Below are 25936 nucleotides of genomic sequence, written 5' to 3'. Positions count from 1 at the left end.
GGGTTTGTTATGCCGTTTTTCAAGAAATTTTCCCGCAAGAATTTCATGCTCTTTTTCGCCCTGCTCGGACCGGGCATCATCACCGCCAACGTGGACAACGACGCCGGCGGCATCACCACCTATTCCCTGGCCGGGGCGCGCTACGGCTATTCGCTGCTGTGGATGCTCATTCCCACCACGATTTCGCTTGTGGTCATCCAGGAAATGTGCGCCCGCATGGGTGCTGTGACCGGCAAGGGCCTGTCTGATCTCATCCGCGAATCCTTTGGCCTGCGCATCACCTTCTACATCATGATTGCGCTGTTTCTGACGAATCTGGGCAACACCATTTCGGAATTCGCCGGCATCGCCGCCGGTATGGAACTGTTTGGCGTCACGAAGTTTTTATCCGTGCCCCTGGCCGCCACGCTGGTCTGGCTGCTCATCGTCAAGGGGTCGTACCGCATTGTGGAGCGGGTGTTTCTCATCGTCTGCGTGGTCTATCTGGTCTATCCGCTGGCCGCTCTCTCCGCCGACGTGCCCTGGGGCGAGGTGGCCCGGGCGTCTGTCACCCCGTCCTTTCGGGCCGACGGCGACTATATCGCCATGATGATCGCACTCATTGGCACCACCATCGCCCCGTGGATGCAGTTCTACCAGCAGGCGGCCGTGGTGGAAAAAGGCATCACCGCCGAAAATTACGCCTTCACCCGCCTGGATGTCGTCATCGGCTGCATCCTGGCCGTTATCGTGGCCCTTTTTATCGTGGTGGCCTGCGCCGCCTCCATCCATCGCCACGGCCTGCCCATCGAGACGGCGGCCGATGCGGCCATGGCGCTCAAACCGCTGGTCGGCCAATACGCCTCGTGGCTGTTTGGCGTGGGCCTGATTAACGCCTCGCTCTTTGCCGCCGGCATCCTGCCCTTGTCCACCGCCTATTACATCTGCGAAGCCATGGGCTGGGAACTGGGCATCGACAAGGATTTCCGCCGGGCACCGGAATTTTTCTGGCTGTTCACCATCAGCATCGTCATCGGCGCGGCCACCATCCTCATCCCGGGCATGCCGCTGCTGTTCGTCATGTACGTGTCCCAGGTGGTCAACGGCGTGGTGCTGCCGTTTGTCCTCATCCTCATGCTGCTTTTGATCAATAATAAACGGCTTATGGGGAAATTCGTCAACGGGCCGGTCTTTAACGCCGTGGCCTGGGCGACCGTGGCGGCACTCATTGGGCTGACAGCACTCATGACCATCGACACCATACGGCCCGGGGCCATCAACGCCCTGGTCAAGTTGATGACTTGAGTATGGGGAGGAGAAGAAGGGGGGATGCCTCCGGCGGCCGGGAGGGGGGAGCCCCCTCCCGGACCCTCCCTGACAGGGGTTAAGGGGGGCGGCGTGGCTGCGACGGCTGCACTAAGTCCCAAGAATCACTAATTATTTTTCCCACAGGGGCCGCCGGAGCAACGGTGGTTCCCGTCAAGCACAAGCGCCGGCTCTCCCGGTCCACAGCCGCCCACAATACCCGCTATCACCAAGAACCCATTAAAATACTTCTCCTATCAAGGGGGTCCGGGGGGGATTATCCCCCCCGGCCGCCGGAGGCACTCTTCGTCTTCCTCTTCGTCTAGGCAGGGCGGGCTGTGCCGAGGCCCTGGCTGAGGGCTAGTCCGAGCAGGCAGGCGCCGGCTCCGACCAGCAGGAAGCCGTCGTAGCCGTACAGGCCGACGGCGGCGCTGCCGAGGATGGGGCCGAGGAAGCTGCCGCCTTGCAGCGAGAGCATCATGAGATTGGCGTTGAGGCCCTTGAATTCCGGTTCGGACAGTTCGTACATAAAGGCGTTGAGCGACGGCGACCCGACGCCCATGCCGCAGCCTAAAAGGACGGCGGCCAGATAGGTCAGCCCCTGGCTGTGGGTGAAAGCGAGCAATATGAAGGTAGCGCCGGTGACGGCGTAGCAGAACCGGATGAGCCGCAGTTTCGGGACCACGTCGAAGAGGCGGTTGGCAAAGACGCGCAGCAGCAGCATGCAGCCGGTCTGTATGGAAAAAAAGAGGCCCACCCCGGCCAGCCCCCGGGCCAGGAAGAGGCTTTTGGCCAGGAAAAAGAGCGAGGCAAAGCTCAGGTAATACATGGCGTTAACCACGAGCAGTTGGGAAACCGGCCGTTTGCGGGCATTTTTCGCCATGGCGGCCAGGGTCGGCCTGGGGGCGTGGGCATGGCTTTTGCCTCGGCTGCGACGTCCCAGCACGGCCAGGACGAGCAGGGCCGGGGCCAGGGCCAGGGCGACCAGCGCGTAGCCTTGGGGATAGTCGAGGTAGGCTGGCGAGAGCCAGTCAAACAGCGGCGGCATGACGGAATAGGGCAGCAGCATGGCGATGGAATAGAGGCCAAAGGCCTGGCCGCTGCGGGTGGGCGGGATGACGGCCACGAGCAGCGTCATGGCCCCGGCCGATACCAGGGCCACGCCCAGGCCGTTGGCCAGGCGCACGGCCAAGAGCGCTGGTGTCGAGACGGCGACCAGATACGCTCCCCCGCACCCCAGCAGGATGACAATGCCGAGGGCGGCTGCCTTGGCTGCGTTTCGCGTGTTTAAAAAGGGGCTGACGACGAGGTAGGCGGCCATGGTGGCCAGGGCCGAGGCACCGATCAAGACCCCGCGCCAGGACTGGGGCACGCCAAGGTTTTCGAAATAGACGTAGAGGCTGAAAAAGACCGAAATATTGCAATAAGCCAGAAAGATAAGCAGACACAGGCCGATAAATTCGAAGGAAAAGATGCGTTGGGGCGGCGTTGGGTTCATGGCGTCCGACCGGCGGGGGGGAGGTTGGCGGTGCGTGGGGCTCAGGCCGGATACCCGGGCCGGGTCGGGGCGTCAAGGTCGGTGCTCTGACAACTATTTCTGTTGGAAAGTTTTGCCGCCGTGTTGTTGTCCGGGCCGGGAGGGCGCTGCCCCCGGCCCGGACGGGGACGGTTATTTGATGGGTTTGGCCGTAGCGGTGGTGTTGGGGTAGTCCGGCGGCACATTGATGGCTACGGTCTGGATGGTGCTGCCGGCGGCGGCCAGTGCCTGGGCCACGTCCACGTAGCGCCAGTTTTTGTCGCCGGCAGTGTGGTAGTAGTAGCGTCCCCGGGCGGTGTCGGCGGCGACGGCCCATTGGGTGACGTCGTATTCGGTGCCGGTGGCGTCTTTTTCGCGCACAGCGCCCTTGGGGATGTCCACGTTGCCGATAATCGTCATGGCCAGGGCCAGTCCGGCGTCGGGGCCGGTGGCAGGCAGGGCGGACTGGGTGAGGGCCACCATGCGCACGAAGCGGCTGGGCGGGGTGAAGTCGCCGGGCAGGCCCAGCATGCCGGAACCCTGGCCGGTCTGGCGCACGACGTAGCCGGGCAGATCCAGGGCCGGGACGTTGACGGCCGAGAGATTGACGGTGTTGCTTAAAAACGTGCGCATCCAGGGGAAATCCGGGGAGTTGGTGAGCACACCCAGGGGATTGTCGTAGATATTGAGTTTGCCGCCGACGTATTCGAGGACAATGCTGGCACCGGTTGCGTCGTGGATGGTGTGGTGCAGGGCCAGTTCGCCGATGGGCACGCCTGTAAAGGTGGTTGGTCCCTGGCAGACGCGCACCTTGGCGATTTCGCGGCGCACGTCGGCCACGGTGGCGCACTGGGCGAGCAGCCAGTCAACCAGATCAAACTGGGCCAGGGTGCTGCCGGATTTGGTGGCGGTGTAGGGTTCGTAGCCAGCGTAGCCCGGGAAGAGCAGGCCGCCGACCATGAGGCCCTTTTCGTTGATGCCGTCAATGAGGATGTTGGAATTAAAGGCGTTCATGCCGACGAAGCCGTATTTGGCTTTGTAACGCAGGCCCTTGGGGGAACCGTCCGGGAGGGTGCCGACAAGGGGCGTGCCTTTGGGCACGATGAGCACGTTGGAGCCGAGATCCTGGCCGTATTCCATGGTGCGGGCGTAAAAGACCTGCCCCTGGGCGGTTTTCATGCGAATGCTGGTGCAGGCGTCTCCGGGGCGCACAGGCGCAAGCAGGGCCAGGAGCAGGGCGGCGGTGACGAGCGGGCGGGCAAGCAGCATGGCACAATCCTTTGCCGCACGGGCGGGGGTGGGGGGTTGTGGAACTGGCGCGCCGTCGCAGAAAGGAACGAGTCGCGTCTCTAAACGCTCTACGGAAAAGCGTCGGCGAGGTCCAGTCGAGGCAGGAGCGGCGTATTCTTTCCTGCAAAGACAGGCCTCCCCGCATTGACCCAGCCCCCCCGGGAACGCTAAGGCTTGGGAGCGGCCATACCGGCCCGTAGGCCATCCGGCCCGCAAGGAGGCTCCTTTATGCTTCGTCCTCTCGCTGTCGCCGCCTCGCTGGCCCTGGCCGTCCTGGCCATGGGCTGTGCCGGCTCCAGTCCCCATGCCGACAATGTGGCCCAGGAAACCCTGGATGCCGATTACAACAACTGCCAGTCCAGGGCGCTCGTCTCCACCGCCCTGATCAAATCTGCCGGCGAAGCCGAAGACAAGCAGCAGGAAATCCTCGACACCTGCATGCAGGAAAGGGGGTACTCCGTTAAATGAGCGCACCCGAAAAGCGTTCCCTTGAGCCTAAAACCGTGTCTGCCAGCCATGTGGTCATGCCCCAGCGCATGCTGCCGTCCGACGCCAATCCGGCCGGCAACGTCCATGGCGGCGTGATTCTCAAATATATCGACACGGCCGGCGGCATCTGCGCCATCCGCCATGCCCGCTCCGCCGTGGTCACCGCCTCCATCGACCGCATGGATTTTTTAAAGCCCGCCTACATCGGCGAGGTCGTGACCTTTTTCGCCAGCGTCAATCTGGTCGGGGCCACGTCCATGGAAGTCGGGGTGCGGGTGGAGTGTGAAAATCCCATCACCGGCGAAACCCGCCATGCCGGGTCGGCCTATCTGACCTATGTGGCGCTCGATTCCGAACGCCGCCCCCAGGCCGTGCCGCCGCTGGTGCTGGAAAACGAGGCCGACCGACGGCGCAACCGTGAAGCCGCCGCCCGCCGTGAAGCCAGACTGCAAGAACGTCGCAGCGAACGCGATTCCCAACTGCAACATCAGTCCGAAAACCCTTAACCGAGGTGCGACGTGGCCGAAACCATCGATGATTTGACCGTCAATTACGAAGAAGACGACGTCCAACTGACCAAGGAACTGGACAAGGTCATCCTGACCCGGGGTGCCTGGACCACCATCATCTTCCGCTTTGTCCAGTGGGACCCCAAGAAAGAGGCCTACAGCCCCGACCGCTACGCCATCCGTCGCTACAAGAAGTCCGGCGACACCTACCGCGTGCAGTCCAAATTTGCCATTTCCAGCCGCGATCAGGCCACCAAGATTGTCGCTGCCCTGTCCCGCTGGATCGAAGCCCCGGAGGGTGAAGCGTGAGCGATACCGTCACTGTGCGCGCCCTGGCGACGTTGGCCCCCTACGCCCCTCCCGGCGGCGTGGCGTCGGTCGGACCCGGCGAAACCGCCGGCGAACTGGCCGACCGTCTGGGCCTTGAGGCCGACGCCATTGGCGCGGTCCTGGTCAATGGCAACCCTGCCGCCATGGAAACGCCGCTGTCCCCGGGCGACGTTGTCTCGTTTGTGCCCCCCATCACCGGAGGCTAGGTCGGTCCTTGGAAGAATACGGGCGTATTTTTAAGGAATACCGTTTCTTCCAAGTTGTTGGCAGGCATGGCCGGGCGAATAGGCGGCGCTGCCCGACCGGTCCCGGGAGGAGAGAGTCATGGCCGTTACCCCCATCGCCCCTGATGCTCCTGACGCCGGCGTAGACGCCGGTTTCGCGGCTGGCCTGGATGTCGCCCAGGCAGCTGCCCAGGCCGGGGCTCTGAACGCTGCTTTGGCCGCCGCCCTGACCACCGCCAGCCGCGAGCTGCCCTATCCTGACGGCCGGCCGGGGCGTTTTCTGGACGCCGGGGCCGTGACCGAACTGGCCCAACGGTTCGGTCTGGCCCCGCGCCGGGTGGAGATCGCGGCCCTGGCCGCCGCCATCTGCCCCCTGCGCTATGCCCGCAACTTGCGCGCCTTTACCCTGGCCGAACAAGCCCGGCTGCTGGGCTCCAAGGCGGCCCTGATCGGTCTTGGGGGCCTTGGCGGCGGGTTGCTGGAAAATCTGGTGCGGGCCGGGGTGGGGGTCATCCATGCCGCTGACGGCGACGTGTTCGAGGAGACCAACCTCAACCGCCAGTTGCTTTCCCGCCTGGACGCCCTGGGCCGGCCCAAGGCCGCGCTTGCGGCCGAGCGGGCGGCGGCCGTCAATCCGTCGGTGGAATTTGTCGCGACCGCTGCCTTTCTGGACCGGGCCGGCATGGAGACGCTGCTCACCGACGCCCAGGTGGCCGTGGACGCCCTGGGCGGGCTGAAGGATCGCGGCGCCCTGGTTGCCGCTGCCGCCGGCCTGGGCCTGCCGCTGGTGACCGGGGCCGTGGCCGGCTATACGGCCATTGTGGCCACGGTGCTGCCGGGCGCGCCTTCGCCGGCCGACCTGTTTGGCGGCGGCGGGACCGGCCCTGCGGCCGAGGACGTACTGGGCTGTCCCTCGCCGGCGGTCATGGCCGTGGCCGCGCTCCAGGCGGCCGAGGTCATCCGGCTGCTGGCCGGCCGCCCGCCGGCCCTGGCCGGCAAAGCGCTCCTGATCGATCTCGAAACCATGCGCTTTGACACGGTCGCTTTGTAAGTCAGGTGACAAGGGGGGCAAAGGCGCGGTACAAGGGCAGACGACGCGCCCGGCGTCAAATTTTTAAGGAAGCGTCATGACCCTCAAAGCCGATTCCTGTTATCTGGCCACCCCGTTGTTGCTCATGGGTTGCGATCCCCGCGAGCGGATGCAAAACATCATTGGTTCCGCACCCCAGGCCGTGCGCATTGCCATCACCGATCTGCTGCTTTCCATAAAGACCTCCCTGGACGTCCTGCCCATGGCCCCGCAACTCGTGGAGCCTGATCGGGAGGTGACGGACTGGGAAACGCTCCTCACCACCCTGACCGCCATTCGCCGCGAACTCGACGTGTTAAAGGCCTCCAAGATCGAAGGCCTGCGCCGGGCCAATCCCGGCTTTGTCCAGCTCGAATACCGCTTCGGGATGCTTAAAAAAGCCAACGAAAAAGCCAAGCTCATGCTGGAGATCCTTTATGAGCTGATTAACGCCGGCCAGGATTTCCAGACCGCTGGTGAAATTTTGGAGCAGAGCGCCGAGATCATGCTCAAGGAGCTCAAAGGCGACCTCTACGTCTGCCGCCTGCACGACGAGGGCAACTGGGTCAATATCGCGGCCAACACCCACAACGGCCGGGCCACGCCCATTTTCGTCAAGTTCATGGAGGAAACGCTGCCGCATCACCCGGTCATGCGGTCGGTCAGCGACCCCCATGCGCTGTTCGTGGTCTCCAACAACCTGCTTGGCCCCGAACGCGGCGGCGAGTCCATCGACTGCGTGCCCTATCTCGAAGGCTACCGCTGCCGGCTGTCCTTTTTTCTGCGCGAACCCGATGGCAAGGCCTTCGGGTTGATGATGCTCTATTCCAAAAAGAGCCAGTTCTTCGACCGCTACGAAACCGATTTTCTGGCCGACTGCGCCCGGGTGGTGTCGCTCACCGTCGGCCGACGCCTCGAACTGGGCCGCGACGTCCTGGCCAAGGCAGCCGGCGGCATGGCCCATGTCGGCAACAACGTGCTGGCCATCATGAAAAACGGCGCGGAACTGATTTTGGAAGATTACGAGGATTTTCTCGACCATGAGGACGACATCGCCACCGCCATGATCGCCGAAGCCATGCAGCTTGTGCCCGGCCCCTGGCCTCCGCTGGCCCCGGCCGCCATGCGCCATCTGTTCGGTCTGGCCGTGGAACGCATGGAAGTCGAAAAGAAGATGCAATACGTCAATCTCATCGTCGAAAATATCAACAGGCTCAAAGGGGCTATTGCCAATCTGCTCAAGGCCGTGGAAAACCCCATCCTCATGCACTACATCGGCGGCGAAAACGTCCTCGATCTCGAACCCGACGACCACGAACCCGACGAGCGCGAAGTCTATAACCAGACCTCGTAAGCGCGCTTGCGCACGAAATGAAAAGCGCCCCCTGACCGCTGTGTGCGGCAGGGGGCGCTTTGGCGTCCGGCGATGCGTCAGCCGAGGTTTTTGGCCGCGAAATCCCAGTTGACCAGCTTGTCCAGCACGCCCTTGACATAGTCAGCCCGCCGGTTCTGGTAGTCGAGATAGTAGGCGTGCTCCCAGACGTCGATGACCCACAAGGGTTTGAGGCCGTCCTGCAGGGGGTTGTCGGCGTTGCCGGTTTTGACCACCGACAGCTTGCCGGTGGAATCGGCCACCAGCCAGGCCCAGCCGCTGCCGAACTGGCTGACTGCCGCTTCGGCCAGGGCTTTCTGGCAGGCTTCCAGACCGCCAAAGGAGGTCTCGATGGCCTTGGCCAGTTTGCCCGAGGGCGCGCCGGCTGTGGCTGTCAGGCCGTTCCAGTAAAAGACGTGGTTCCAGGCCTGGGCGGCGTTGCGAAACAGCCCCACCATCTTGGGGTCTTTGGCCGCTTCCAAAAAGACCTTTTCCAGCGGCTGCCCGGCCAGGGGCGACTCGGCCACCAGTTTGTTGGCGTTGTCGAAATAGCCCAGGGTATGCTTGCCATAGTGAAAGCCCACGGTCTTGGCCGAGATGACCGGTTCCAGGGCGTTTTCGGCGTAGGGCAGGGCCGGGGCGGCAAAGGCGGCGGCCTGGGCATCTCCGGGCCGGAGCAGACCGCCGGCCAGAAACAGCAGGCCCGCGCCGGCCGTCAGGCGCAGCATGTGGCGGCGGGAGAAGGTGTGGGCGCTCGGTATCGGCATGTCGCATCCTCCTCAGTGCCCGGCGTCACCCAAGGGGACGGGGCACGTTGGCGTTGCAGCGGGCCGAAACACATACGGCCCGCCTGGGGATGCTTTCAGTCTTGCCAGAAAAAGCGGCGCAGGGGAACGGGAAACCCGTTATTGGGGTTTCGTTTCAGAAGCCGGGGCCGGTTTGACGCCCTCGGTCGCCGGCTTTTCCGGGTTTCCAAGCGTTGGTCCCTTGCCGTCGCGGCCAGGCGGCGGGCCAGGCGGCGGGCCATGGGGCGGCGGACCGAAATCCGGGCCGAACATATCCGGGGGCGGACCGAAGCCTCCCGGCGGCGGTGGGCCAAAGTCGTCCATGTCCGGCGGACCGAAGCCGGGGGGCAGGCCGGACTCGCCGGGCGGACCGAAACCTCCGGGCGGCGGCCCAGGCGGGCGACCGTCCCGGCCCGGCGGCGGGCCGAATCCGCCCGGCGGCGGGAGCGGCGGGCCAAAGCGCTCCATGGCTTTGCGCCGGGCGTCCAGGCGTTCCATCATGGCCGTGAATTTCTCACGCTGCTCGGGGGTGAGCAGCGCTTTGGTCTCTTCTTTGCTTTTCTCGATAATGGCCTGGATCTTGGGTTCCTGTTCCTTGCGGAATTCCGTGAGCTTGCGGGCGGTATCCATGACCAGGGGCCGCAGTTTTGCCTGTTGCGCCTCGGTCAGATCAAGATCGCCCGACAGGCGATGCACGATCGTTTCGGCGAAATGGCGCGGGTCGCCGTGGAGCAGGGCCAGGGGACCGCGCTCGTCCACCAGACGGGAGCCGAAATAGCCCACAACCGCCCCTGAGGCGAACAAAACAAGTCCGGCCAATACTTTGGCAAATTTCGGAGTCATGCCTCCACCCTACACGCCCAGCAGGGACACCAGAACCTGCCCGCTCGGATCATAAAACAAGAGCCGGCTCAGTTCCCCTTCCAGCCCCGAACCAAAGGTCAGGGCAAACAGCACCGTGGCGGCGGCCAGAAGACCGGCTCCGGCGGCCATGCTCCACAGCACGCTCGTTTCCTGATCGGGCTGGGCAGCGGCTTCGGCCTTTATGGCCTCCAGCACCGATACAGCCATGGCCGGGTCAAGGGGCGGCGGCAAACGCCGTCCCTGGGCCGTGCGCAACACGCGCTCCAACCGGTCGATACGGGCGTCGGCGGGCTCGGTCGCGCACGGTTTGGCAGTCCCGGGTCCGGCCTTTATGGCAGCCAGCACCGAATCCGCCAGCCCGGCATCCACCGGGGGGGCACCACGTCTGGCGTGGGCCGCCCGCAACATCGCTTCCAGGCGATCTGTGCGCCGTGCATCGTTTCCGTCCATGGAGTCCTCCTTACGCACCGATGACGTTGGCAAGCAAATCCCGCAGTTTTTTCCTGGCCCGAAAGGCCCGCACCTTGACGTTGGGAACGCTTAACCCCAGCATTTCGGCAGCCTCGGCCACGGGACGCTCTTCCAGATGGGTCAGCGTCACCACCATGCGGTCGGTGGGTGAAAGTTTGTCCAGCGCCCAGCGCAGCAACTCTTCGGCTTCCCGGCGCGTGGCCGTCTCTTCAGCCGCTTCGCCGGTGGCCAGGGCCGCCGCTTCTTCGGCAAAAGCCCGGCATTCGTCGGAAAGATCACTCTCGGGGCGCTCTTTTATGCGGTACTGGGCTCGCCAGAAGTCGTGGCAGGTTCGCACCGCCACCTTGGCCAGCCAGTGCCCCAGCGGGCTGTCGCCCCGGTACCCTGCCAGCGAGCGATAGGCTCGTACAAACACCTCGTGGGTCAGTTCGCTGACCCGGTCCCGGGGCGCGTGGCCGGAAACGATGCCGGCCACGCGTCCCTGGTACTTGGTCATGATCGTAGCGTAGGCATCCACGTCGCCAGCCCGTATTGCCTTAAGAACCCGGGCGTCCTCCATATCCACCAACGCTTCGACCATAACGCTCCGCAGGTTAGCTGTCCTTGCCGGCGTGGGTATCGATCCAGTCATTAACCAACTCGCGGCCGGCATGGAATCGCTCCTTGGCGTCCTTGGAAAGGGGCGGCATGTCAGTCTCGTCCCAGTATTTACGCTGCTCGGGGGTGAGCAGGGCCATAAGGGCGGCCTCCACCTTGCCGCGCAGCACGGCCATGTCCTCGGAGGCCACGGCAATGGCCCGGTAGGCTTGGCGCACGTTGGCCTCGTTGGCGGGATCGGTGCGCATGACCTGGCCCATGCCGTCAAAGGCGTTGCGCAGGGCCGCCATGTCGGTTTCAAAGGCCGCACGGTTGCGTTTGAGGATCACGGCCACATCGTGCTTTTGGGCGTCAGTCAGCTTAAGCGACAGCAGCCGGTTGAGCAATCCTTCAGGCCCGGGACCACCCGGGCCGCCCGGGCCGGGACCGGCGGCCACGGCAAAGGCCGAACCGACCAGGATGGCCAGGGTGAGCATTCCATAGAGTAACTTTTTCATTGAGGAGAACCTCCCGCGTGTGTTGGGCGGCAACGCCGTCCTATGCGCGGTTGGTCGCGGGCTGGAATGTCCCGGTTACATGTTTCGGGGCGCTGCGGTCCAAGCGCCCCGAAACAGGCGTCGGGCTGCCGGGCGACAGCCGCGTCACGCGTCGTCAGGGAAACCGCGCCGTCTTCCTGCGTCTGCGGGGCAGACCGGAGCGTTTTGGGGGCGCAGCATCATCCCGCTCCCTCCGGGCTAGGCGATGGTCACTTCCGGGCACAGGTAGACGTCCTGGATGGCCTCCAAGAGCTTGACACCCTCGTTCATGGGGCGCTGGAAAGCCTTGCGCCCGGAAATCAGGCCCATGCCGCCGGCCCGTTTGTTGACAACCGCCGTGGTCACGGCGTCGGCGAAATCCGCCGCACCGGACGCGCCGCCGGAATTGATCAGCCCGATGCGGCCCATGAAACAGTTGGCCACCTGATAGCGGGTCAGATCAATGGGATGGTCGGTGGTCAGCTCGGAATAGACCCGCTTGTCGGTCTTGCCAAAGCCGATGGCCGTGTAGCCGCCGTTGTTGGTGGGCTGCTTTTGCTTGACGATATCAGCCCCGACCGTGGCGGCCAGATGGTTGGCCTGGCCGGTCAGGTCAGCAGCGGTGTGGTAGTCCACCCCGTCTTTGACGAAGCCGGGATTGCGCAGATAGGCCCACAGGATACAGGCCATACCCAGTTCGTGGGCCCGGGCAAAGGCTTCGGAAATCTCCTGGATCTGGCGGCGGCATTCGGGCGAGCCGAAATAGATGGTGGCCCCGACGGCGGCCGCACCCATGTCGTAGGCCTGTTCCACCGAGGCGAAAAGGGTCTGGTCGTGGATGGGCGGCAGGGAGAGCAGCTCATTGTGGTTGATTTTTAAAATAAACGGGATCTTGTGGGCGTATTTGCGAGCCACGCTGCCCAGGGCTCCAAGGGTCGAGGCCACGGCGTTGCAGCCGGCGTCCAGGGCCAGTTTGACGATGTTTTCCGGATCGAAATACACCGGATTGGGGGCAAACGAGGCCCCGGCCGAGTGTTCGATGCCCTGATCCACCGGCAGGATCGACATGTAGCCGGTGCCGCCCAGGCGGCCGTGGCCGAAAAGGGCGGCCATGGAGCGCAGCACGGGAATGGGACGGTCGGTCTGGGTAAAGATCGTGTCGAGATAGTCCGGTCCCGGCAGATGCAGGGACTTTTGGGGAATGGTCTGGCAGACGTGGGACAAAAGCGATTCGGCCTGGTCGCCGAGGTACCCGGTAATGGTGTCGATCATAGGGGCCGCCTCCTTTGGCAGATTGAGGGATAGTAGGGCATGTGCCGCCTGGGGGACAACAAAAAAACGCTTGTTCCTCCTGACCCGGCGGCCGTGACAGAAACATGTCGGAGCGGCGGCGGCAGCGACACTGCGTGCGGCCCGGCGAATGCGGACAGATGTGGAGCACTGTCGGTTTGCCGGGCCATCGGGCAGATCATCTACCCCCTTGATCGGTCCTTTCTGTTGGTGGGCATTGACGCGGTTTGCGCCTTTGCCCTTGCCCAGAGCCGCCGGTCCCGGCTACATTAACGATATAGCCAAGGAGGTTCGCCATGCTGCTGCAAACCCTTGCCGCCCTGGCCCTGGTTGCCGGCCTGGCCGTTTCGGCCCGGGCCGCAGCCCCTGCCTCGGATGTGTTCGACACCGCCGCCGGTCCGCTGACCGTCACGTTTATCGGCCACGGCTCCCTGCGCTTCGATTTTGCCGGCAAGACCGTCTACGTCGATCCCTATGCCAAGGTCGGCGACTACGGCACCATGCCCCCGGCGGATCTGGTGCTGCTCACCCACGAGCATGGCGACCACCTCGATGCGGCCGCTCTGGCCCGTATCACGGTGCCTGGCACCCCGATCATCGAGACCGCGGCATGCCTGGAAAAGCTCGGCCGGGGCACGGTGCTGGAAAACGGCCAGACGACCCAGGTGCTTGGCATCGGCATAACCGCTGTGCCGGCCTATAATAGCGTGCACAAGCGCGAAAACGGCGAGCCCTATCACCCCAGGGGGCGCGGCAACGGCTACCTGCTGACCTTTGGCGGCCTGACAGTCTACGTGGCCGGCGACACCGAGGACATCCCGGAGATGGCGGCGCTTGGCCGCGTGGACGTGGCCTTTTTGCCCATGAACCTGCCCTATACCATGACGCCGGAAATGGCCGCCCGGGCGGCCCGGATGGTGCGGCCCAAGGTGCTGTATCCGTATCACTACGGCGAGACCGACCCCCAGAAGCTCGTCAAGTTGCTGGCCGGGGACGGCATCGACGTGCGGGTGCGGGAACTGCGGTAGGGACATGCACGGTGCGGCTGGCGGGCTTGGCTTTGCCACAGCGTTGCCTGTGGCAAGCACTTCTCCTGCGCTGTCGTTGGTTTTAAAAGAAGATTCTTATTGGTATGTCGCGTGCCGTGATCGTGTATACGATAGATGAAAAGGAACAGGAAATGACACGCCAAGAACTCGGTACAAAATGCGCCCCACCCCAACGACTTGGCGTCAACGCGGTCGATCTGGAGAAGCAAAAGCTTTCCCAACATATTTGCTCAAGCTATTTCGACTTTTTCCCCCTTTCGATTGTCGTTATTAATAGCTGCCGTCAAATAGTGTTTAGCAACAAAGCTTTTCTCGATGTCCTTGGGGTCAAGGATATCGGCAGTTTTCTCGGTGAACGTCCCGGCGAAGCCATGGGCTGCATCTATGCGTCTGTCGAAGAGGCAGGGTGCGGGACGTCTGAATATTGTCGGGAATGCGGCGCGTTGAAGGCAATACTTGACAGTATGATAAACAATTCAAAGTCCAAACAGGATTGTCAACTCCTGGTAAAAGAAGACGACGAGACGCGCGCCCGGGATTTGCGCATATTTGTCTCTCCGTGGAAAGTCGAAGATACGATGTATTACGTCATGTCTTTGGTTGACATCGCTGAAGAAAAACGCCGGGAAATGCTGGAACGGATATTTTTCCACGACATACTCAATGCTGCCGGAGGAGCAAAGGGGTTGGTGGATATCCTTATGGACGAAGTTCCAGACGAAGCCAAAGAATTTGTGATTTTGGCGCAAGCTTCCCTGTTTGGTTTGGTTGAAGAGATCAGAAAACAAAAGCAGCTTCTTGCTCTTGAGAAGAACGAATATACGATTTCCATGATAACGCTCCAAGGCGCTGAACTTATCCAAAAGGTGGCGAACGAGTATCGCACCCATCCTGTCGCAGTTGGGAAACGCATTGTCATTGCCCCGGACAGCGTCAATGTTTCCATTTCGTCCGACTACGCCCTGCTCATGCGCGTCCTGGTCAATATGACGCTCAATGCCCTGGAGGCGACCAGTGAAGGGGGCAGTGTCACCCTTGGCCTCAAAGACGATGGGGACTTTGCCACCTTTTGGGTCGCCAACGCCAAAGTCATGCCTGAAGCTGTCAGGGTACAGATCTTTAAGCGTTCTTTTTCCACAAAAGGTACCGGGCGCGGGCTGGGCACGTATTCCATCAAGCTGCTCACGGAAAACTATCTTGGCGGCGAAGTCGGTTTTACTTCCGAAGAACCTGCCGGAACGCGTTTTTGGGTGAAAATTCCGAAATACCATGCCTAAGCCGTCTCATCCAGGGCCTTCGGGAGCGCCTTTTTAACAAACGCATCGCTTTGTTGGGAAGGGAAGGCGTGTTTCGGAGAGCAGGCTAGGCCGAAAGAAACGCCGCCCGGTGTTCCCAGGACTGACACCGGCGGGATTTGGCGCGTCCGGCGGCAGGGGCCAAACCCGGCACGGGATTTGCTGTGTCCCGGGCGGAGGTCCGGGACCATGCCGGTCATATGCCGTACTGCCTTGCTGCTCCTGGTGAGCCTGACCCTTTGCGGCTGCGCCTTTTCCGTAGGCTCCCGCGAGCCTGGCCCTTTGCCGCCGGCCCAGGGTTCGGTGCTGGAGACCGCCCGGTCCCTGATCGGCACGCCGTATCGGCCCGCCGGCGAGTCGCCGGATAAGGGCTTTGACTGCTCGGGCTTCGTCAAATGGGTCTACGCCCGCCACGGCATCCGCCTGCCGCGCCGGACCTCGGACCAGTTGCGGATCGGGCGGCCCGTGCCCCGGGAGGAACTCAAAGCCGGGGATCTGGTCTTTTTTACGCCCTCAGGCCGGCTTTCCAGCCTGCATGTGGGCATCTTCGACGGCCACGGCGGTTTCATCCACAGCCCGTCCCCCGGCGGCCGGGTGCGCGAAGAACATTTGCTCGCACCGTACTGGCGCTCCAGCTATTATGCAGCCAACCGGGTGGCGCGCTGATACGCCGCCCCGGCCTTGAAAGCCTTTGACAGTCTTTTCCGTTGTTTTTAAGAAAGAGAGAAATTCAAACTGCTGCCGTCAGTGGCACGTCTCCTTCCGGCAGGCCAGGACTGCGGGGCCGGCCGGAGCGGGGAAGCGGATCATCCATGCGCGGCGTATCCCTGCGACTCAAAATCAATGCGGCGATCCTGCTGGCCTTTCTGGCGGCGGCAGCCGCCTTTGGCGGCGTGCTGCACCTCTATATGGAGGACCGCCAGGCCGCTGCCCGCAACCGGACCCGGACCCTGCTCGGCGTCCTGGCCGCCCACCGGCTGGAAAATCTGGCGCCACTGCTCGCTTCGGATCAGGCGGCGGGGCCGGTCCAGGAAATTCTCAACCGGCTGGTGCGGGTCGAGGGCGTGGCCGAAGCCAGTCTGTTTTCGCCGGCCGGCCGGCTCGTGGCCGATGCCGGAACCGTTGCCCCCGGCCCCCTGACCAACGAGGGCGATAGCACACTGCCAACGGGTCGCGTCTTTACCGTAGCGGCCCAGGGCGACCGGCTCACCGCCACCCTGGTGGAACCCATCCGGTCCGAAAACCGCGACCTGGGCTTTTTGCGGCTGCGCTATGCTCTTAAAGATGTCTCGCCCCTGGCCGGACAGGTCTGGACCATCTTTGCCCTGGCCGTGGTCGGAGCCTATGTCTTCCTGGCCGGGGTGCTCAATGTGCTGCTGCACCGTTTCGTGCTGCAGCCGGTCAACACCTTGCGCCAGGCCCTGGAAGCCGTGGAAGCCGGCGATCTCGACCAGCGCGTGCCCGTGGCCACGTCCGACGCCCTGGGCCGGGTGGGCACGGCCTTTAACGCCATGGCCGCCCGACTGCGGGAAACCTCGCGCTGGCTGGGGGAATCCCGGGCCGAGGTGGAGGAGCACCGCACGCTGCTCACCCGGCGGGTGGAGGCGCGCACGGCCGAACTGGCGGCGGCCAACGCCCAGCTCGTGGAAGAGATCGGGGCCAGAAGCCGGGCCGAAGACACCTTGCGCCAAGCCCTGGCCCAGCGCGACGCCGTGCTTGGCAACACCCAGATCGGCCTGGCCACCACCCGCGACGGCCTGTGCACCGAAATCAATGCCCGGGGCGCGCAACTGCTCGGCTATCGCCGCGAGGAACTGTTCGGCAAAAATATCACGGTCCTTTTTGACGACATGACCGAGTATGAAGCCCTGACCCGGGTGGTCGAGCAGAGCCTGGACAGTTGCGGTTCCACCAGCCAGGAGTGTCGGCTGCTGCGCAAAGACGGCCAGGCGATCTGGCTGCGTGTCCACGGCAAGTCCGTGACTCCCGATGCGCCGGCCAGTCTGGTGGTCTGGGCCTTTGACGACATCACCGCCGAAAAGCGGCATCAGGCCAGCCTGGAGCAGGCCAAGACCGTGGCCGAGGAAGCCTCCCGGGCCAAGGGGGCGTTTTTGGCCGTCATGAGCCATGAAATCCGCACCCCGCTCAATGCCGTCATGGGCTTGGCCGACGCCCTGCTGGCCGGTCAGGCCAGCCCCGAGCAGCTTGGCCATTTGACGGCCATTCGGGACTCGGCCGGGCATCTGCTGGGCGTGGTCAACGACATCCTGGATTTTTCCAAAATCGAGGCCGGCAAGCTGGTCTTGGAGCGCCTTGATTTCGATGTGCGCGAGATGGTGGCCGAAGCGGCGCGGACCATGGAGCTGGCTGCCCGGCATAAGGGGTTGGCCTTTTCCGTGGCCATTGATCCGGGCACGCCGGCCGCCCTGCGGGGCGATGCCGGCCGGTTGCGCCAGGTGTTGCTCAATCTGCTGGGCAATGCCGTCAAATTTACCGCCGCCGGGTCCGTGTCCCTCACTGTCGCTGCGGTCCCCGAGGCCCAGACCCCGGCCGGCCGGGTGGGGCTGGCGGTGCGCGTGGCCGATACCGGCATCGGCATCGATCCCACCCGCACAGAGGAACTGTTCGAGCGCTTCAACCAGGGGCCGGGCAACATGGCCCGGCGCTTTGGCGGCACGGGCCTGGGGCTGGCCATCTCCAAGGAACTCATCGAGCGTATGGGGGGTCGCATCACGGTCAGCAGTCGCGAAGGGAGCGGCAGCATCTTTGCCTTCACGGTTTTTCTCCTGCCCGGAAACGCCGACGCCGTGGTCCGGCTGACCGGTTTGACCGCTGGCGGCGGCCCGGCCGCCCGATCCGTGCTGCGCATCCTTTTGGTGGAGGACAATGCGCTCAATGCCGCCGTCACCCGGCTGCACATGGGCCGCATGGGGCACCACCTCACCGTGGCCAGCTCGGCCCGGGAAGCCTATGCGGCCCTGGCCCGACAGCGCTACGACGCCGTGCTCATGGATATCGAGATGCCGGAAATCGACGGCATCACCGCCACCCGGGCCATCCGTGGCGGCGGTGCGGCCACGGCCCCGGTCCTGGACCCGGGACTGCCGATTATCGCCCTGACGGCCCACGCCGTGGAAGACGTGCGCCAGCAGTGTCTGGAAGCCGGCATGGACGGTTTTGTGACCAAGCCGGTCAACTATCGCACCCTGCAAAGCACCCTGGAAGCCATCCGTCGGGAAAGCTGCCTGCCGGTGCCCGATCAGCAGGCCGACCCGGGGGAGGAAGTGTTTTCACCGGAGGTGGCCCGGGAGGCCATGGGCATTTCCTGGACGCAGTTCGGGTCGTTGGCCCGGGCCAGTTTCGAGGAGGGCACGCGGCGGCTGACGGAAACCGTCGCGGCGGTGGAGTCCGACAACCAGACCGGGGCGGTCCTGGCCATGCATACCTTTAAGGCAACGGCCGCCGCCCTTGGGGCCTATGCCTGCCGCCAGTCGGCCATGGAACTGGAGGCCGTCCTTCGCCGGGAGGATGCGGCCCAGTCCCTGCTGTTGCTGGATCGCCTGCAAAGCCAGTGGGGGCAGGTGCGCGCGGCTCTTGCCGCCTGGAGCTGTCCCGACGATTGAGGTCCGTGCCGGCGTCTCGTGGTTGCGCTTGGCAAGCGCCGTACGGGGTGACCCCCTTGCCATCCCGGCGGGGGGATGGGAAACAGGTGTTCACAGCGAGAAGGGGGAAGGACGTGGAAAAAGAGACCCGCTTTAAATTTGAGTCCACCCAGGACGCGGACACCCTGCGCCGCTACCTGGAAGCCATCACCGCCGGCTTTGCCTCGGGCGAACTGCGCCTGGGCAGCCGCGAGGGCGAAGTGGTGCTGCACCCTTCGGGCATGCTGGGCTTTCTGGTCGAGGCCCGGTCCATGGGCGGGCGCATGAAGCTGCATCTGAAGTTTTCCTGGCGCGAATCTTCGGACGAAGACGTCGGCGACGATACCCTGACCATTGCCCCCGGCGGGCAGGAATCCTGACACCCCGGGGGGAGCCGCCATGCGCATTCTGGAAGGCATCGAAGAGAATTTCCGGTTCATGGTCCTTGAAGTGTCCAAGCAGGTCGCCAGCGCCCGCAGCGTGGTGGAGCGCCCGGAACCAGACCGCATCAAAGCCATCGAAAGCCGCGACGACTATATCGATAATCTCAAAAGCGTCATCGAAAACGCCTGCTGGGGCCGCATCCACGGCTCCACCGACCGCAACAAGCGCACTCTGGATCTGGTGCGAGCCGCCAATATCATTAATATCAACCTGGAACGCATTGCCGACTATGCCGTCAATATCGTCTCCCAGGTGCAGTATCTGAGCGATCCGGGGTTTATCCGACGCTACAACTACCGCGAACCGTTTGTGGACGTGGACAAGGCCCTGGGACTGGTCTTTGCCGCGCTGACCCGCCAGGACGTCACCCTGGCCCTGCGCATCTGCCGGGCCGAATTCGCCCTGGACGACCATTTCAAGACCGCCTTCGACGCCATCCTGGCCGATCTGCGCCAGGGCGAATCGCCGGAAAACGCCATCTCCAGCTTCAACATCTTCCGCTACCTGGAACGCATGGGCGATGCGTTGCTCAACATCGGCGAGGCCGTAATTTTCGCGGCCCTGGGCGAAAAACTCAAGATCCACCAGTATCAGGCCCTCCAGGACAGCCTGGAACTGGGCGCGGAAACGCCCATTCCGGCCGGCGATTTCCATTCCATCTGGGGCACGCGCTCGGGCTGCCGCATCGGCCGGGTCCAGGACGACCACGGGCCGCGCTCCAAGGGTGTGCTGTTTAAGGAAGGCAATGCCGTCAAGCTGGCCAGGGAGAAGGAAAATATTGAACGGTGGAGCAGGCTGGCTCCGGGGCTGGCCCCGAACATCCAGGCCTTTCAGACCGATGGCGACTCGGCCTCCATGCTCATCGAATTTCTGGGCGGCTGCAACGTGCAGCAGCTTGTACTGACGGCAGACACCGAAATCATTGAAAATGCCTGTTTCCTCATCACCCAGACCGTGGGCGGGTTGTGGGAACAGACCCTGGTGCGCCGGCCGGTCCCCTGTGACGCCGTGGCCCAGTTGCGCTCCCGCTTAGACGATGTCTTTCGGCTGCATCCCGAATTACCCGCCGATGCCAAGACCCTGGGCCGGGTGGTTGTGCCGTCGCTGGCCGAGTTGCTCGCTGCGGCGGAAACCGCCGAAAAGGAACTGGTTGCGCCCTTTGCCGTGCTCTTGCACGGTGACTTCAACCTGAACAACCTGGTCTACGACCACACCGCCCAGCGCATCCACTACATCGACCTGCACCGCACCCGGGAAGGCGACTACGCCCAGGATACGGCCGTGTTCCTGGTTTCCAGCTTCCGTCTGCCTTTTTTCGATCTGCGCCTGCGTGGGCAGTTCGAGCTGGTCATGCGGCGGTTTCTGGAATTCGCCCGGGCCTTTGCCGCCGAGCAGGGGGACGCCGCCTTCGAGGCCCGCCTGACCCTGGCCGTGGCCCGGGCCTTGGCCACCTCGGCCCGGTTCGAGGTCAATCGCCCTTTTGCCCAGGAGCTTTTCCACCGGGGCATCTATCTGCTCACCCGGGTTGTGGCCCACGCCGGCCGTCCCTGGGAGACACTGGCCTTTCCCGATTCCGTTCTCGTCTATTAAAGCGGGGCAGTGTCTCCCGGGGCCGTTTTCCCCAAGAGCTTTTCCTTGCACGTTGTCTGTGGCCGCTCCACAGGAGTTCGTGCAGTGATCTGTTGTCGCAGCGCTGCTGCCCTGGCAGGAAACTGCAACTGGAGCAATCCAGCCAGGGAGGATGCCACCGCGTTGCCGACCACGGTCAAGGATACGCTCCTCTGGGGCGCGCTGGAGACTTTTCTGATGGCCGCCAACGCTTGCGATCCCTAAACGATTTGTTCGTGTTGCACGCAAAAGCCCCCGCCCAAACGGGAGCTTTTGCGCGGTTGCGGCCAAAGCTGCAGTCCAGGCTTGCCAAGCTTCACCCCCCCCTTGCTTCAACGACGGCAGCCGGCTATGAGCAGTCGATATTCGGCAGCCGGCCGGCCGCTCGTGGCACCACCCGCCGAACAACCCCTCGCCAACCGCAGGCAAGGAATCGCGCTCATGCCCAAGGGCCTTGTCAGGACGACCGTCTTGGTTGCCGCCGCACTGCTTGGCGCGGCACTCGTTGTCGTGCCGGGAAGCTGGGTTGTCCTTGATTCGGAAAACGCCCGTTTCGCTGCGGCCCAACGAGCCCAGACCCAACTCGTATTGGCCGAAGCCAAGGTGGCCCTGGAAGCCTCTCTGGCCGCCCGGCTGACCTCCCTGCGGGCCCTGGCCGCCTTTGCCGCCAGCCAGCCCGACGTGGGCGAGGCGGAATTTGCCATCTTTGCCCAGGGCCTGGCCGCCAGCCTGCCTGACATCCGTTCCGTCCAACTGGCCCGCAACTTTGTCGTTTCCCACCTCTACCCGCAAAGCCGCAACAACGGCATACTGGGCTTGGATCTGCGCGCGCATCTGCCGCCAGCCCAGCAGGCGGCCTTGGAACGCGCCGTCGACGCCAACGCGCCCGTACTCGATGGTCCCGTGCCCCTGCTCCAGGGCGGCATCGGCCTGATCATCCGCAGTCCTGTCCTTGCCCCGCACGGGGGGGGCCAGCCCCCGCAGCGCTGGGGCCTGGCCACCATCATCCTGGATGCCGACGCTTTTTTCGCCCAGGCCACGCCGCCCGACAGCGGCATCCGCCTGGCCATCCGCTCGGCTGGCCAGACCGACCGGGAAAACCGCCTGCTCTTTGGCCACGGGGCCGTTTTCAACGACGCCCCGGTTCTCCTGAACCTGGAGACGCCCGGGGGGCTCTGGCAATTGGCCGCCACCCCGGCCCTGGGCTGGACCGCCATGACCACGCCCCCGACCCTGGTCGGGGGCAGTTGCGCCGCCTGGCTGGCCCTTTCTGCCGCCTTTTTTATCCTGCTTATCTGGCCGACCCGGTTGCGCACTGCCGTGGCTGCGGCCACCGCCGCCCTGGACGCCGCCCGCCAGGATCTCGAACGGACCGTGGCCGAGCGCACCTCCGCGCTGGTTGCGGCCAACGAAACCCTGGGCGCTCTCTACGACCACGCGCCGGTCGGCATCTTCACCTCCACGCCGGATGGTCACTACCTCAAGGCCAATGCCTTTCTGGCCCGGATGTATGGCTTCGACACCCCGGAGGCGCTGCTCGACCATGTGGCCAGCATCCAGGATCAGATTTACGTTGATTTCACGGAACGCCAGCGCCTCCTGGAACTGCTTACGACCCGGGGGTCCCTGTCCAACCACGAGATCCGACGGCTGACGCGCGCTGGCGACGTCATCTGGGTGTCGCTCAATATCCTGGCCGTGCGCGACGACGCCGGCGACATCGTGCGCCTGGAAGGCTTTTGCACCGACGTCACCAAGCGCAAGCTCGCCGAAGCCGCGCTGGCCCGCCAGGAACGCGAACTGCGGATCATCTTTGAAAACTCCCCCCTGGGGTTGGTGGCCTTTGACCCGGATGGGGCCATCGTCAAAGGCAACCAACGCTTTCTGGCTCTCATGGGCACCACGGCCGAGCAGATCCAGGGGGCCAATCTTGTGCCCCGAATGCCGGCATTTGTGCGCGAGGCCCTGATGGGCGCCCTGGCCGGCGAGCCGTCCCAGGCGGAAGGTCCGTATACCTCGGTGCTCGGTGGCCGCAGCTTGAACATCCGGGCGGTCTTTAACCCGGTGCTGACCGGCCAGGACCCGAGCCCGGTCATCGCCTCGGTGGAAGACATTTCCGAACGGCGCGCGCAGGAACAGCGGCTGCGCCTGCTGCGCGCGGCGGTTGAGCAGTCGCCGGCCTCCATTGTCATCACCGACGAGAACGGGAGTATCGAATACGTCAATCCCTATTTTACGGAGCTGACCGGCTACAGCGCTGCAGAAGCGCGCGGGAAAACCCCCCGGGTCTTATCCAGCGGCATCCATGACAAGGCCTTTTTCCAAGCCATGTGGCAGGTCTTGCAGGCCGGCAATATCTGGCGGGGGGAGCTTTGCAACCGCAAACGCAACGGCGATCTGTACTGGGAGGATTCCTCGATCTCGCCCATCCGGGACGACCAGGGCAGGATCACCCACTTTGTGGCCGTCAAGGAAGACATTACCGAGCGCAAAGAACGCGAAGCACGCCTGCACCAGCTCATGACCGAGTACGAGGCGATATTTAACGCCTCCTCGGTGGGCATCGTGCATCTGGACAGCGAGGCCCGGGTGGTGCGGGCCAACCGGTGTTTCGGGGTGCTGTTCGGCATTGCCCCGGAAACACTGGCCGGCCGCGGCCTGGACGCCATCCATGAGGCCGAGCCCCGGCGGGAAACCCTGCGGCGAGAAGTTCTGGCGGCTGTGGCCGAGGGCCGGGAAGCCTCGGTGGAAGAGCGGTTCCGCAACCGTTCGGGCCAGGTGGTGTGGTGCTCGATCCACGGCCGGCGCATCGATGCCGAAAGGCCGCAAGCCGGCTCCCTTTGGATCTTTGACGACATCACCGCGCGCAAGGACCTCGAAGCCATCCGCGAGGACGTGGAGCGCATCATGCGCCACGATCTCAAAGCGCCCCTCAACAGCATCCTGAATTTGCCCGAACTCGTGGCGGCCCTTGGCGAAACAACCCAGGAGCAGCGCGACATCCTCAATGAAATCGAGCAATCCGGCCGCCTCATGCTGGATCAGATCGACCTGTCACTCGACCTGTATAAAATGGAAACCGGCACCTACGCTCCCGAGGTCCAGCGCATCGACCTGACGCGCATCGTCACCACGGCGGCGGAAATGCTGGTGACCCTGGCCAAGGCCCGGGGGGTGACCATCGATCTGCCGCCCGGCCAGGTACCGGTCTTTGCCCTGGGCAACGCCCTGCTGACCCAGACCATTGCCGGCAATCTGCTGAAAAACGCCCTGGAAGCCGAGCCTGCCGGCCGGGTGGTGGCCGTGCGCTTTTTGCTCGCCCAGGGGCTGGCTGGCTTTGCGGTGTCCAACCCGACCCCGCCGCCGCCGGAAATTGTTCCGGTCTTTTTTGAAAAGTACGCCACCAGCGGCAAACGCGGCGGCAGCGGGCTGGGCACGTACTCGGCCCGGCTTATGGCCGAATGCCAGGGCGGCGAAATCCGCCTCGACGCCTCCGAGGCCGCAGGCGTAACCGTGACGGTCCGTCTGCCTGCGGCCTAGGAATTTACGTCGGGTTAGTCTCGTTGGGGGTTGCCAAGCGCCCGCAGCCTGCCTTGAGAGTGTCTCTTCGCAAACAAGCGATCTGTCTTTTGTGAACGCGACCCGAGGGAACGCCGGGAGACCGTGTTAGCGTTCGAGATTCCAGTCTTCTTTTTCTTTCTCACCCTCTGTCTGGAACCAGCCCACCAGCATCTTGCCGTTCTCGACGATCTTCCATTCCACGCGGCCGCGCTCTTCCTTGCCCTTGCCGACCTTGGGACGCTCATACCACTGGCCCTTGACCGTATTGCCTTCGATCACGGCGTCGATGCGTCCATCCAGCGTCACATCGTCGTCGTTGGCGTAGGAATAGCTGGCCACAAGCTTGTCGCCGGTCTGTTCGATGGCGACCTTGCCGGTGATTTTGGACGCCCAGGACCCGGTCAGGTTGACGCTCGCCGCTGCCGGAGCCGCCGGGGCGACAGCCGGTGCCGCGGCCGCAGCCGGTGCCGCCGCCGCCGGGGCTGTTGGAGCAGCGGCAGCCGGGGCGTCAGGGGCGGCTGCAGCCGGTGCCGCCGCCGCCGGAGTCGCCGGGGCGGCCTGTTGGTCGCCTGTGGCAGCGAAACCATTGACGGTGATGGCAAATACAAAGAGAAACAGAAGTGTCGAAAAAGCCCATCTTTTTTCCATAATACGGTCCTTTCACGCAGCAATGTTGCAGGTTGATGAGAGTCTTGACGCTGTGCCCACTGTCGTTTCAAAACCTTGGGGCAAGAGGCGGACTGTTGCACGCTCGGCCCCAGGCGCACCCTGTCTTACGCGGCGGCTTTTTTGCGGCGTCCCAAGCCGAAAAAGAGCGCCACAGCCGCAACAAGCAGGGCGCCGCCCAAGAGCGGCCGAAAGACGATCCAGGCCACGGCGATGGTGATAAGGGAACAGACCAGGGCAAGAAGGAACGCAAAAAAACCCAGGCCCCAGGAGGCCACATCACCCAGGAACGGCAGGACATCGAGCACGACCGAAATCGGCTGAAAAGCCAGGGCAAAGCCAATGAACAGGAGCACGAAACCGACGCCGCGCAGCACCCAGGTCATCACCGTGTTTTCGGCGACAGCATCCTGAAACATGGCCTGGGCGCTGTGCTCACCGGTTTCGATGCGCTCGATGGGCTTGCCGATTGTCGTGACATACGGCGCAAACGAGGTGCCGCGTTGGGCCGCATACAGGCTCACGGTCTGCGGGGGCACCTGGCTGAACGAGACGCGCGTATCACCGAGTTGCGGCGAAGCCGGGTCTTGGCCGAGATAGATGTCGCCATCAATGCCCTTGGCTTTGTCCAGCAGGGCCGCCGGCACAACAACAGCCACTTTTTCATACCCCCCAAGGGCCGCCAGCAGCGAGGCGGAAAGCCGAAAGGCTCCCACCGTGACCGTCCGGGCTCTTTGCTCCTGCGAAGCAACGGCAAAGGGGGGATTGGCATGCCCCTCGGGTTTTTTAAACCGCGTCGCATCAATGGGTGTTTCGGACCAGACCTTGGTGTAGGTATAGGTCGTGCTTGTGGTCTCCCCGCCGCCGAGTTCTTTGCGTTTTTCCTCGCGCTTGTCTTCGCGCCATTGCAGCATCTCGACCTTGCGTTTGAGCTTGAGGGCATTACTGTCCGGCTAAGAAAAGGCTTGACGCCTGAAAGCGACAACTGGTGCAAGCTCATGATGCCTTTCCACTTAGGCGATCAATTTTGAAAAAATGGCATAAATTGCCATGACATCAAGTTCAAA

Annotated in this window: 24 protein-coding genes; 14 read left to right on the top strand and 10 right to left on the bottom strand. The window is 63.8% G+C overall.

Translation table 11 applies throughout. From position 1 onward, the window contains the following. Positions 1 to 9: 9 nt before the first annotated feature. On the top strand, positions 10 to 1284 hold the full coding sequence (locus GTA51_RS08745; RefSeq protein ID WP_160960346.1) for an Nramp family divalent metal transporter: 1275 nt from the start codon (positions 10 to 12) through the stop codon (positions 1282 to 1284). Between the two features lie 322 nt (positions 1285 to 1606). Here the strand turns inward: GTA51_RS08745 and GTA51_RS08740 are convergent, their stop codons facing one another. Together GTA51_RS08740 and GTA51_RS08735 are read right to left on the bottom strand one after the other, a co-directional pair. After that, on the bottom strand, positions 1607 to 2782 hold the full coding sequence (locus tag GTA51_RS08740) for an MFS transporter (RefSeq protein ID WP_160960344.1): 1176 nt from the start codon (positions 2780 to 2782) through the stop codon (positions 1607 to 1609). 171 nt (positions 2783 to 2953) lie between these two features. Continuing rightward, positions 2954 to 4069 (bottom strand): linear amide C-N hydrolase, encoded by a 1116-nt coding sequence (locus tag GTA51_RS08735; RefSeq protein WP_160960343.1) that lies wholly within the window; start codon positions 4067 to 4069, stop codon positions 2954 to 2956. 249 nt (positions 4070 to 4318) lie between these two features. Between GTA51_RS08735 and GTA51_RS08730 the strand changes: the two genes are divergently transcribed. The 6 genes from GTA51_RS08730 (at position 4319) to GTA51_RS08705 (ending at position 8065) form a co-directional block, all read left to right on the top strand. Further along, positions 4319 to 4558: a hypothetical protein gene (locus GTA51_RS08730; protein WP_160960341.1), complete on the top strand. Its 240-nt coding sequence runs from the start codon at positions 4319 to 4321 to the stop codon at positions 4556 to 4558. Next, positions 4555 to 5085 (top strand): acyl-CoA thioesterase, encoded by a 531-nt coding sequence (locus tag GTA51_RS08725; RefSeq protein ID WP_160960340.1) that lies wholly within the window; start codon positions 4555 to 4557, stop codon positions 5083 to 5085. Before GTA51_RS08730 ends, GTA51_RS08725 begins: the two co-directional genes overlap by 4 nt. Before the next feature lie 12 nt (positions 5086 to 5097). Then, positions 5098 to 5397, top strand: coding sequence for a hypothetical protein (locus tag GTA51_RS08720; RefSeq protein WP_160960338.1), 300 nt, complete (start codon positions 5098 to 5100; stop codon positions 5395 to 5397). Continuing rightward, positions 5394 to 5624 carry a MoaD/ThiS family protein gene (locus GTA51_RS08715; protein WP_160960337.1) on the top strand — a complete coding sequence of 77 codons (231 nt, stop codon included), beginning with the start codon at positions 5394 to 5396 and terminating at the stop codon, positions 5622 to 5624. Before GTA51_RS08720 ends, GTA51_RS08715 begins: the two co-directional genes overlap by 4 nt. Positions 5625 to 5742: 118 nt before the next feature. After that, a complete protein-coding gene (locus tag GTA51_RS08710; RefSeq protein ID WP_160960335.1) occupies positions 5743 to 6693 on the top strand; it encodes a HesA/MoeB/ThiF family protein in 951 nt (316 codons plus the stop codon). A gap of 76 nt (positions 6694 to 6769) precedes the next feature. After that, positions 6770 to 8065, top strand: coding sequence for a histidine kinase (locus GTA51_RS08705; protein WP_160960334.1), 1296 nt, complete (start codon positions 6770 to 6772; stop codon positions 8063 to 8065). A gap of 77 nt (positions 8066 to 8142) precedes the next feature. Here GTA51_RS08705 and GTA51_RS08700 read toward each other — a convergent pair whose 3' ends face one another. The 6 genes from GTA51_RS08700 to GTA51_RS08675 all read right to left on the bottom strand — a co-directional run bounded on the left by GTA51_RS08700 (position 8143) and on the right by GTA51_RS08675 (position 12587). Continuing rightward, positions 8143 to 8850 (bottom strand): superoxide dismutase, encoded by a 708-nt coding sequence (locus GTA51_RS08700; RefSeq protein ID WP_160960332.1) that lies wholly within the window; start codon positions 8848 to 8850, stop codon positions 8143 to 8145. A 138-nt stretch (positions 8851 to 8988) separates the two neighbouring features. Further along, on the bottom strand, positions 8989 to 9711 hold the full coding sequence (locus GTA51_RS08695; protein ID WP_160960330.1) for a periplasmic heavy metal sensor: 723 nt from the start codon (positions 9709 to 9711) through the stop codon (positions 8989 to 8991). Between the two features lie 9 nt (positions 9712 to 9720). Next, positions 9721 to 10182, bottom strand: a complete 462-nt coding sequence (locus GTA51_RS08690; protein WP_160960329.1) for a hypothetical protein — start codon at positions 10180 to 10182, stop codon at positions 9721 to 9723. Positions 10183 to 10192: 10 nt separating this feature from the next. After that, positions 10193 to 10783 (bottom strand): RNA polymerase sigma factor, encoded by a 591-nt coding sequence (locus GTA51_RS08685; RefSeq protein ID WP_246198058.1) that lies wholly within the window; start codon positions 10781 to 10783, stop codon positions 10193 to 10195. A gap of 13 nt (positions 10784 to 10796) precedes the next feature. Further along, positions 10797 to 11297: a periplasmic heavy metal sensor gene (locus GTA51_RS08680; protein WP_160960326.1), complete on the bottom strand. Its 501-nt coding sequence runs from the start codon at positions 11295 to 11297 to the stop codon at positions 10797 to 10799. A 237-nt stretch (positions 11298 to 11534) separates the two neighbouring features. Next, positions 11535 to 12587: a class I fructose-bisphosphate aldolase gene (locus tag GTA51_RS08675; protein WP_160960324.1), complete on the bottom strand. Its 1053-nt coding sequence runs from the start codon at positions 12585 to 12587 to the stop codon at positions 11535 to 11537. A 314-nt stretch (positions 12588 to 12901) separates the two neighbouring features. Between GTA51_RS08675 and GTA51_RS08670 the strand changes: the two genes are divergently transcribed. From GTA51_RS08670 to GTA51_RS08640, 7 genes are all read left to right on the top strand, one after another. Continuing rightward, on the top strand, positions 12902 to 13633 hold the full coding sequence (locus tag GTA51_RS08670) for an MBL fold metallo-hydrolase (protein ID WP_160960323.1): 732 nt from the start codon (positions 12902 to 12904) through the stop codon (positions 13631 to 13633). A gap of 104 nt (positions 13634 to 13737) precedes the next feature. Beyond that, positions 13738 to 14931: a PAS domain-containing sensor histidine kinase gene (locus GTA51_RS08665; RefSeq protein ID WP_246198057.1), complete on the top strand. Its 1194-nt coding sequence runs from the start codon at positions 13738 to 13740 to the stop codon at positions 14929 to 14931. Between the two features lie 207 nt (positions 14932 to 15138). Further along, complete coding sequence (locus GTA51_RS08660) at positions 15139 to 15615, top strand: C40 family peptidase (protein ID WP_160960321.1); 477 nt, start codon at positions 15139 to 15141, stop codon at positions 15613 to 15615. Positions 15616 to 15761: 146 nt separating this feature from the next. Then, entirely contained in the window at positions 15762 to 18572 is a 2811-nt protein-coding gene (locus GTA51_RS08655; RefSeq protein WP_160960320.1) for an ATP-binding protein, read from the top strand. Between the two features lie 113 nt (positions 18573 to 18685). Further along, complete coding sequence (locus GTA51_RS08650) at positions 18686 to 18970, top strand: amphi-Trp domain-containing protein (RefSeq protein WP_160960318.1); 285 nt, start codon at positions 18686 to 18688, stop codon at positions 18968 to 18970. Positions 18971 to 18989: 19 nt separating this feature from the next. Beyond that, the gene (locus GTA51_RS08645) at positions 18990 to 20624 is read left to right on the top strand and encodes a PhoU domain-containing protein (RefSeq protein WP_160960317.1); all 1635 of its coding nucleotides are present in this window, start codon (positions 18990 to 18992) and stop codon (positions 20622 to 20624) included. A 459-nt stretch (positions 20625 to 21083) separates the two neighbouring features. Then, positions 21084 to 24182 carry a PAS domain S-box protein gene (locus tag GTA51_RS08640; RefSeq protein ID WP_160960315.1) on the top strand — a complete coding sequence of 1033 codons (3099 nt, stop codon included), beginning with the start codon at positions 21084 to 21086 and terminating at the stop codon, positions 24180 to 24182. A gap of 126 nt (positions 24183 to 24308) precedes the next feature. Here the strand turns inward: GTA51_RS08640 and GTA51_RS20710 are convergent, their stop codons facing one another. Together GTA51_RS20710 and GTA51_RS08630 are read right to left on the bottom strand one after the other, a co-directional pair. Continuing rightward, complete coding sequence (locus tag GTA51_RS20710) at positions 24309 to 24851, bottom strand: hypothetical protein (protein WP_211922496.1); 543 nt, start codon at positions 24849 to 24851, stop codon at positions 24309 to 24311. Positions 24852 to 24976: 125 nt separating this feature from the next. After that, on the bottom strand, positions 24977 to 25783 hold the full coding sequence (locus tag GTA51_RS08630; RefSeq protein WP_246198056.1) for a TMEM43 family protein: 807 nt from the start codon (positions 25781 to 25783) through the stop codon (positions 24977 to 24979). Between the last annotated feature and the right edge of the window lie 153 nt (positions 25784 to 25936).

The sequence above is a fragment of the Solidesulfovibrio aerotolerans genome (genome assembly GCF_009856865.1).
Classification (GTDB): domain Bacteria; phylum Desulfobacterota; class Desulfovibrionia; order Desulfovibrionales; family Desulfovibrionaceae; genus Solidesulfovibrio; species Solidesulfovibrio aerotolerans.
This window is presented reverse-complemented; position numbering and strand designations above follow the sequence as displayed.

Bases quoted from the DNA above. Each gene is read 5' to 3' on its own strand.
- GTA51_RS08745 (WP_160960346.1), top strand. From the start codon at position 10: ATGCCGTTTTTCAAGAAATTTTCCCGCAAGAATTTCATGCTCTTTTTC.
- GTA51_RS08740 (WP_160960344.1), bottom strand. From the start codon at position 2,782: ATGAACCCAACGCCGCCCCAACGCATCTTTTCCTTCGAATTTATCGGC.
- GTA51_RS08735 (WP_160960343.1), bottom strand. From the start codon at position 4,069: ATGCTGCTTGCCCGCCCGCTCGTCACCGCCGCCCTGCTCCTGGCCCTG.
- GTA51_RS08730 (WP_160960341.1), top strand. From the start codon at position 4,319: ATGCTTCGTCCTCTCGCTGTCGCCGCCTCGCTGGCCCTGGCCGTCCTG.
- GTA51_RS08725 (WP_160960340.1), top strand. From the start codon at position 4,555: ATGAGCGCACCCGAAAAGCGTTCCCTTGAGCCTAAAACCGTGTCTGCC.
- GTA51_RS08710 (WP_160960335.1), top strand. From the start codon at position 5,743: ATGGCCGTTACCCCCATCGCCCCTGATGCTCCTGACGCCGGCGTAGAC.
- GTA51_RS08705 (WP_160960334.1), top strand. From the start codon at position 6,770: ATGACCCTCAAAGCCGATTCCTGTTATCTGGCCACCCCGTTGTTGCTC.
- GTA51_RS08700 (WP_160960332.1), bottom strand. From the start codon at position 8,850: ATGCCGATACCGAGCGCCCACACCTTCTCCCGCCGCCACATGCTGCGC.
- GTA51_RS08695 (WP_160960330.1), bottom strand. From the start codon at position 9,711: ATGACTCCGAAATTTGCCAAAGTATTGGCCGGACTTGTTTTGTTCGCC.
- GTA51_RS08690 (WP_160960329.1), bottom strand. From the start codon at position 10,182: ATGGACGGAAACGATGCACGGCGCACAGATCGCCTGGAAGCGATGTTG.
- GTA51_RS08685 (WP_246198058.1), bottom strand. From the start codon at position 10,783: ATGGTCGAAGCGTTGGTGGATATGGAGGACGCCCGGGTTCTTAAGGCA.
- GTA51_RS08680 (WP_160960326.1), bottom strand. From the start codon at position 11,297: ATGAAAAAGTTACTCTATGGAATGCTCACCCTGGCCATCCTGGTCGGT.
- GTA51_RS08675 (WP_160960324.1), bottom strand. From the start codon at position 12,587: ATGATCGACACCATTACCGGGTACCTCGGCGACCAGGCCGAATCGCTT.
- GTA51_RS08670 (WP_160960323.1), top strand. From the start codon at position 12,902: ATGCTGCTGCAAACCCTTGCCGCCCTGGCCCTGGTTGCCGGCCTGGCC.
- GTA51_RS08665 (WP_246198057.1), top strand. From the start codon at position 13,738: ATGTCGCGTGCCGTGATCGTGTATACGATAGATGAAAAGGAACAGGAA.
- GTA51_RS08660 (WP_160960321.1), top strand. From the start codon at position 15,139: ATGCCGGTCATATGCCGTACTGCCTTGCTGCTCCTGGTGAGCCTGACC.
- GTA51_RS08655 (WP_160960320.1), top strand. From the start codon at position 15,762: ATGCGCGGCGTATCCCTGCGACTCAAAATCAATGCGGCGATCCTGCTG.
- GTA51_RS08645 (WP_160960317.1), top strand. From the start codon at position 18,990: ATGCGCATTCTGGAAGGCATCGAAGAGAATTTCCGGTTCATGGTCCTT.
- GTA51_RS08640 (WP_160960315.1), top strand. From the start codon at position 21,084: ATGCCCAAGGGCCTTGTCAGGACGACCGTCTTGGTTGCCGCCGCACTG.
- GTA51_RS20710 (WP_211922496.1), bottom strand. From the start codon at position 24,851: ATGGAAAAAAGATGGGCTTTTTCGACACTTCTGTTTCTCTTTGTATTT.
- GTA51_RS08630 (WP_246198056.1), bottom strand. From the start codon at position 25,783: ATGCTGCAATGGCGCGAAGACAAGCGCGAGGAAAAACGCAAAGAACTC.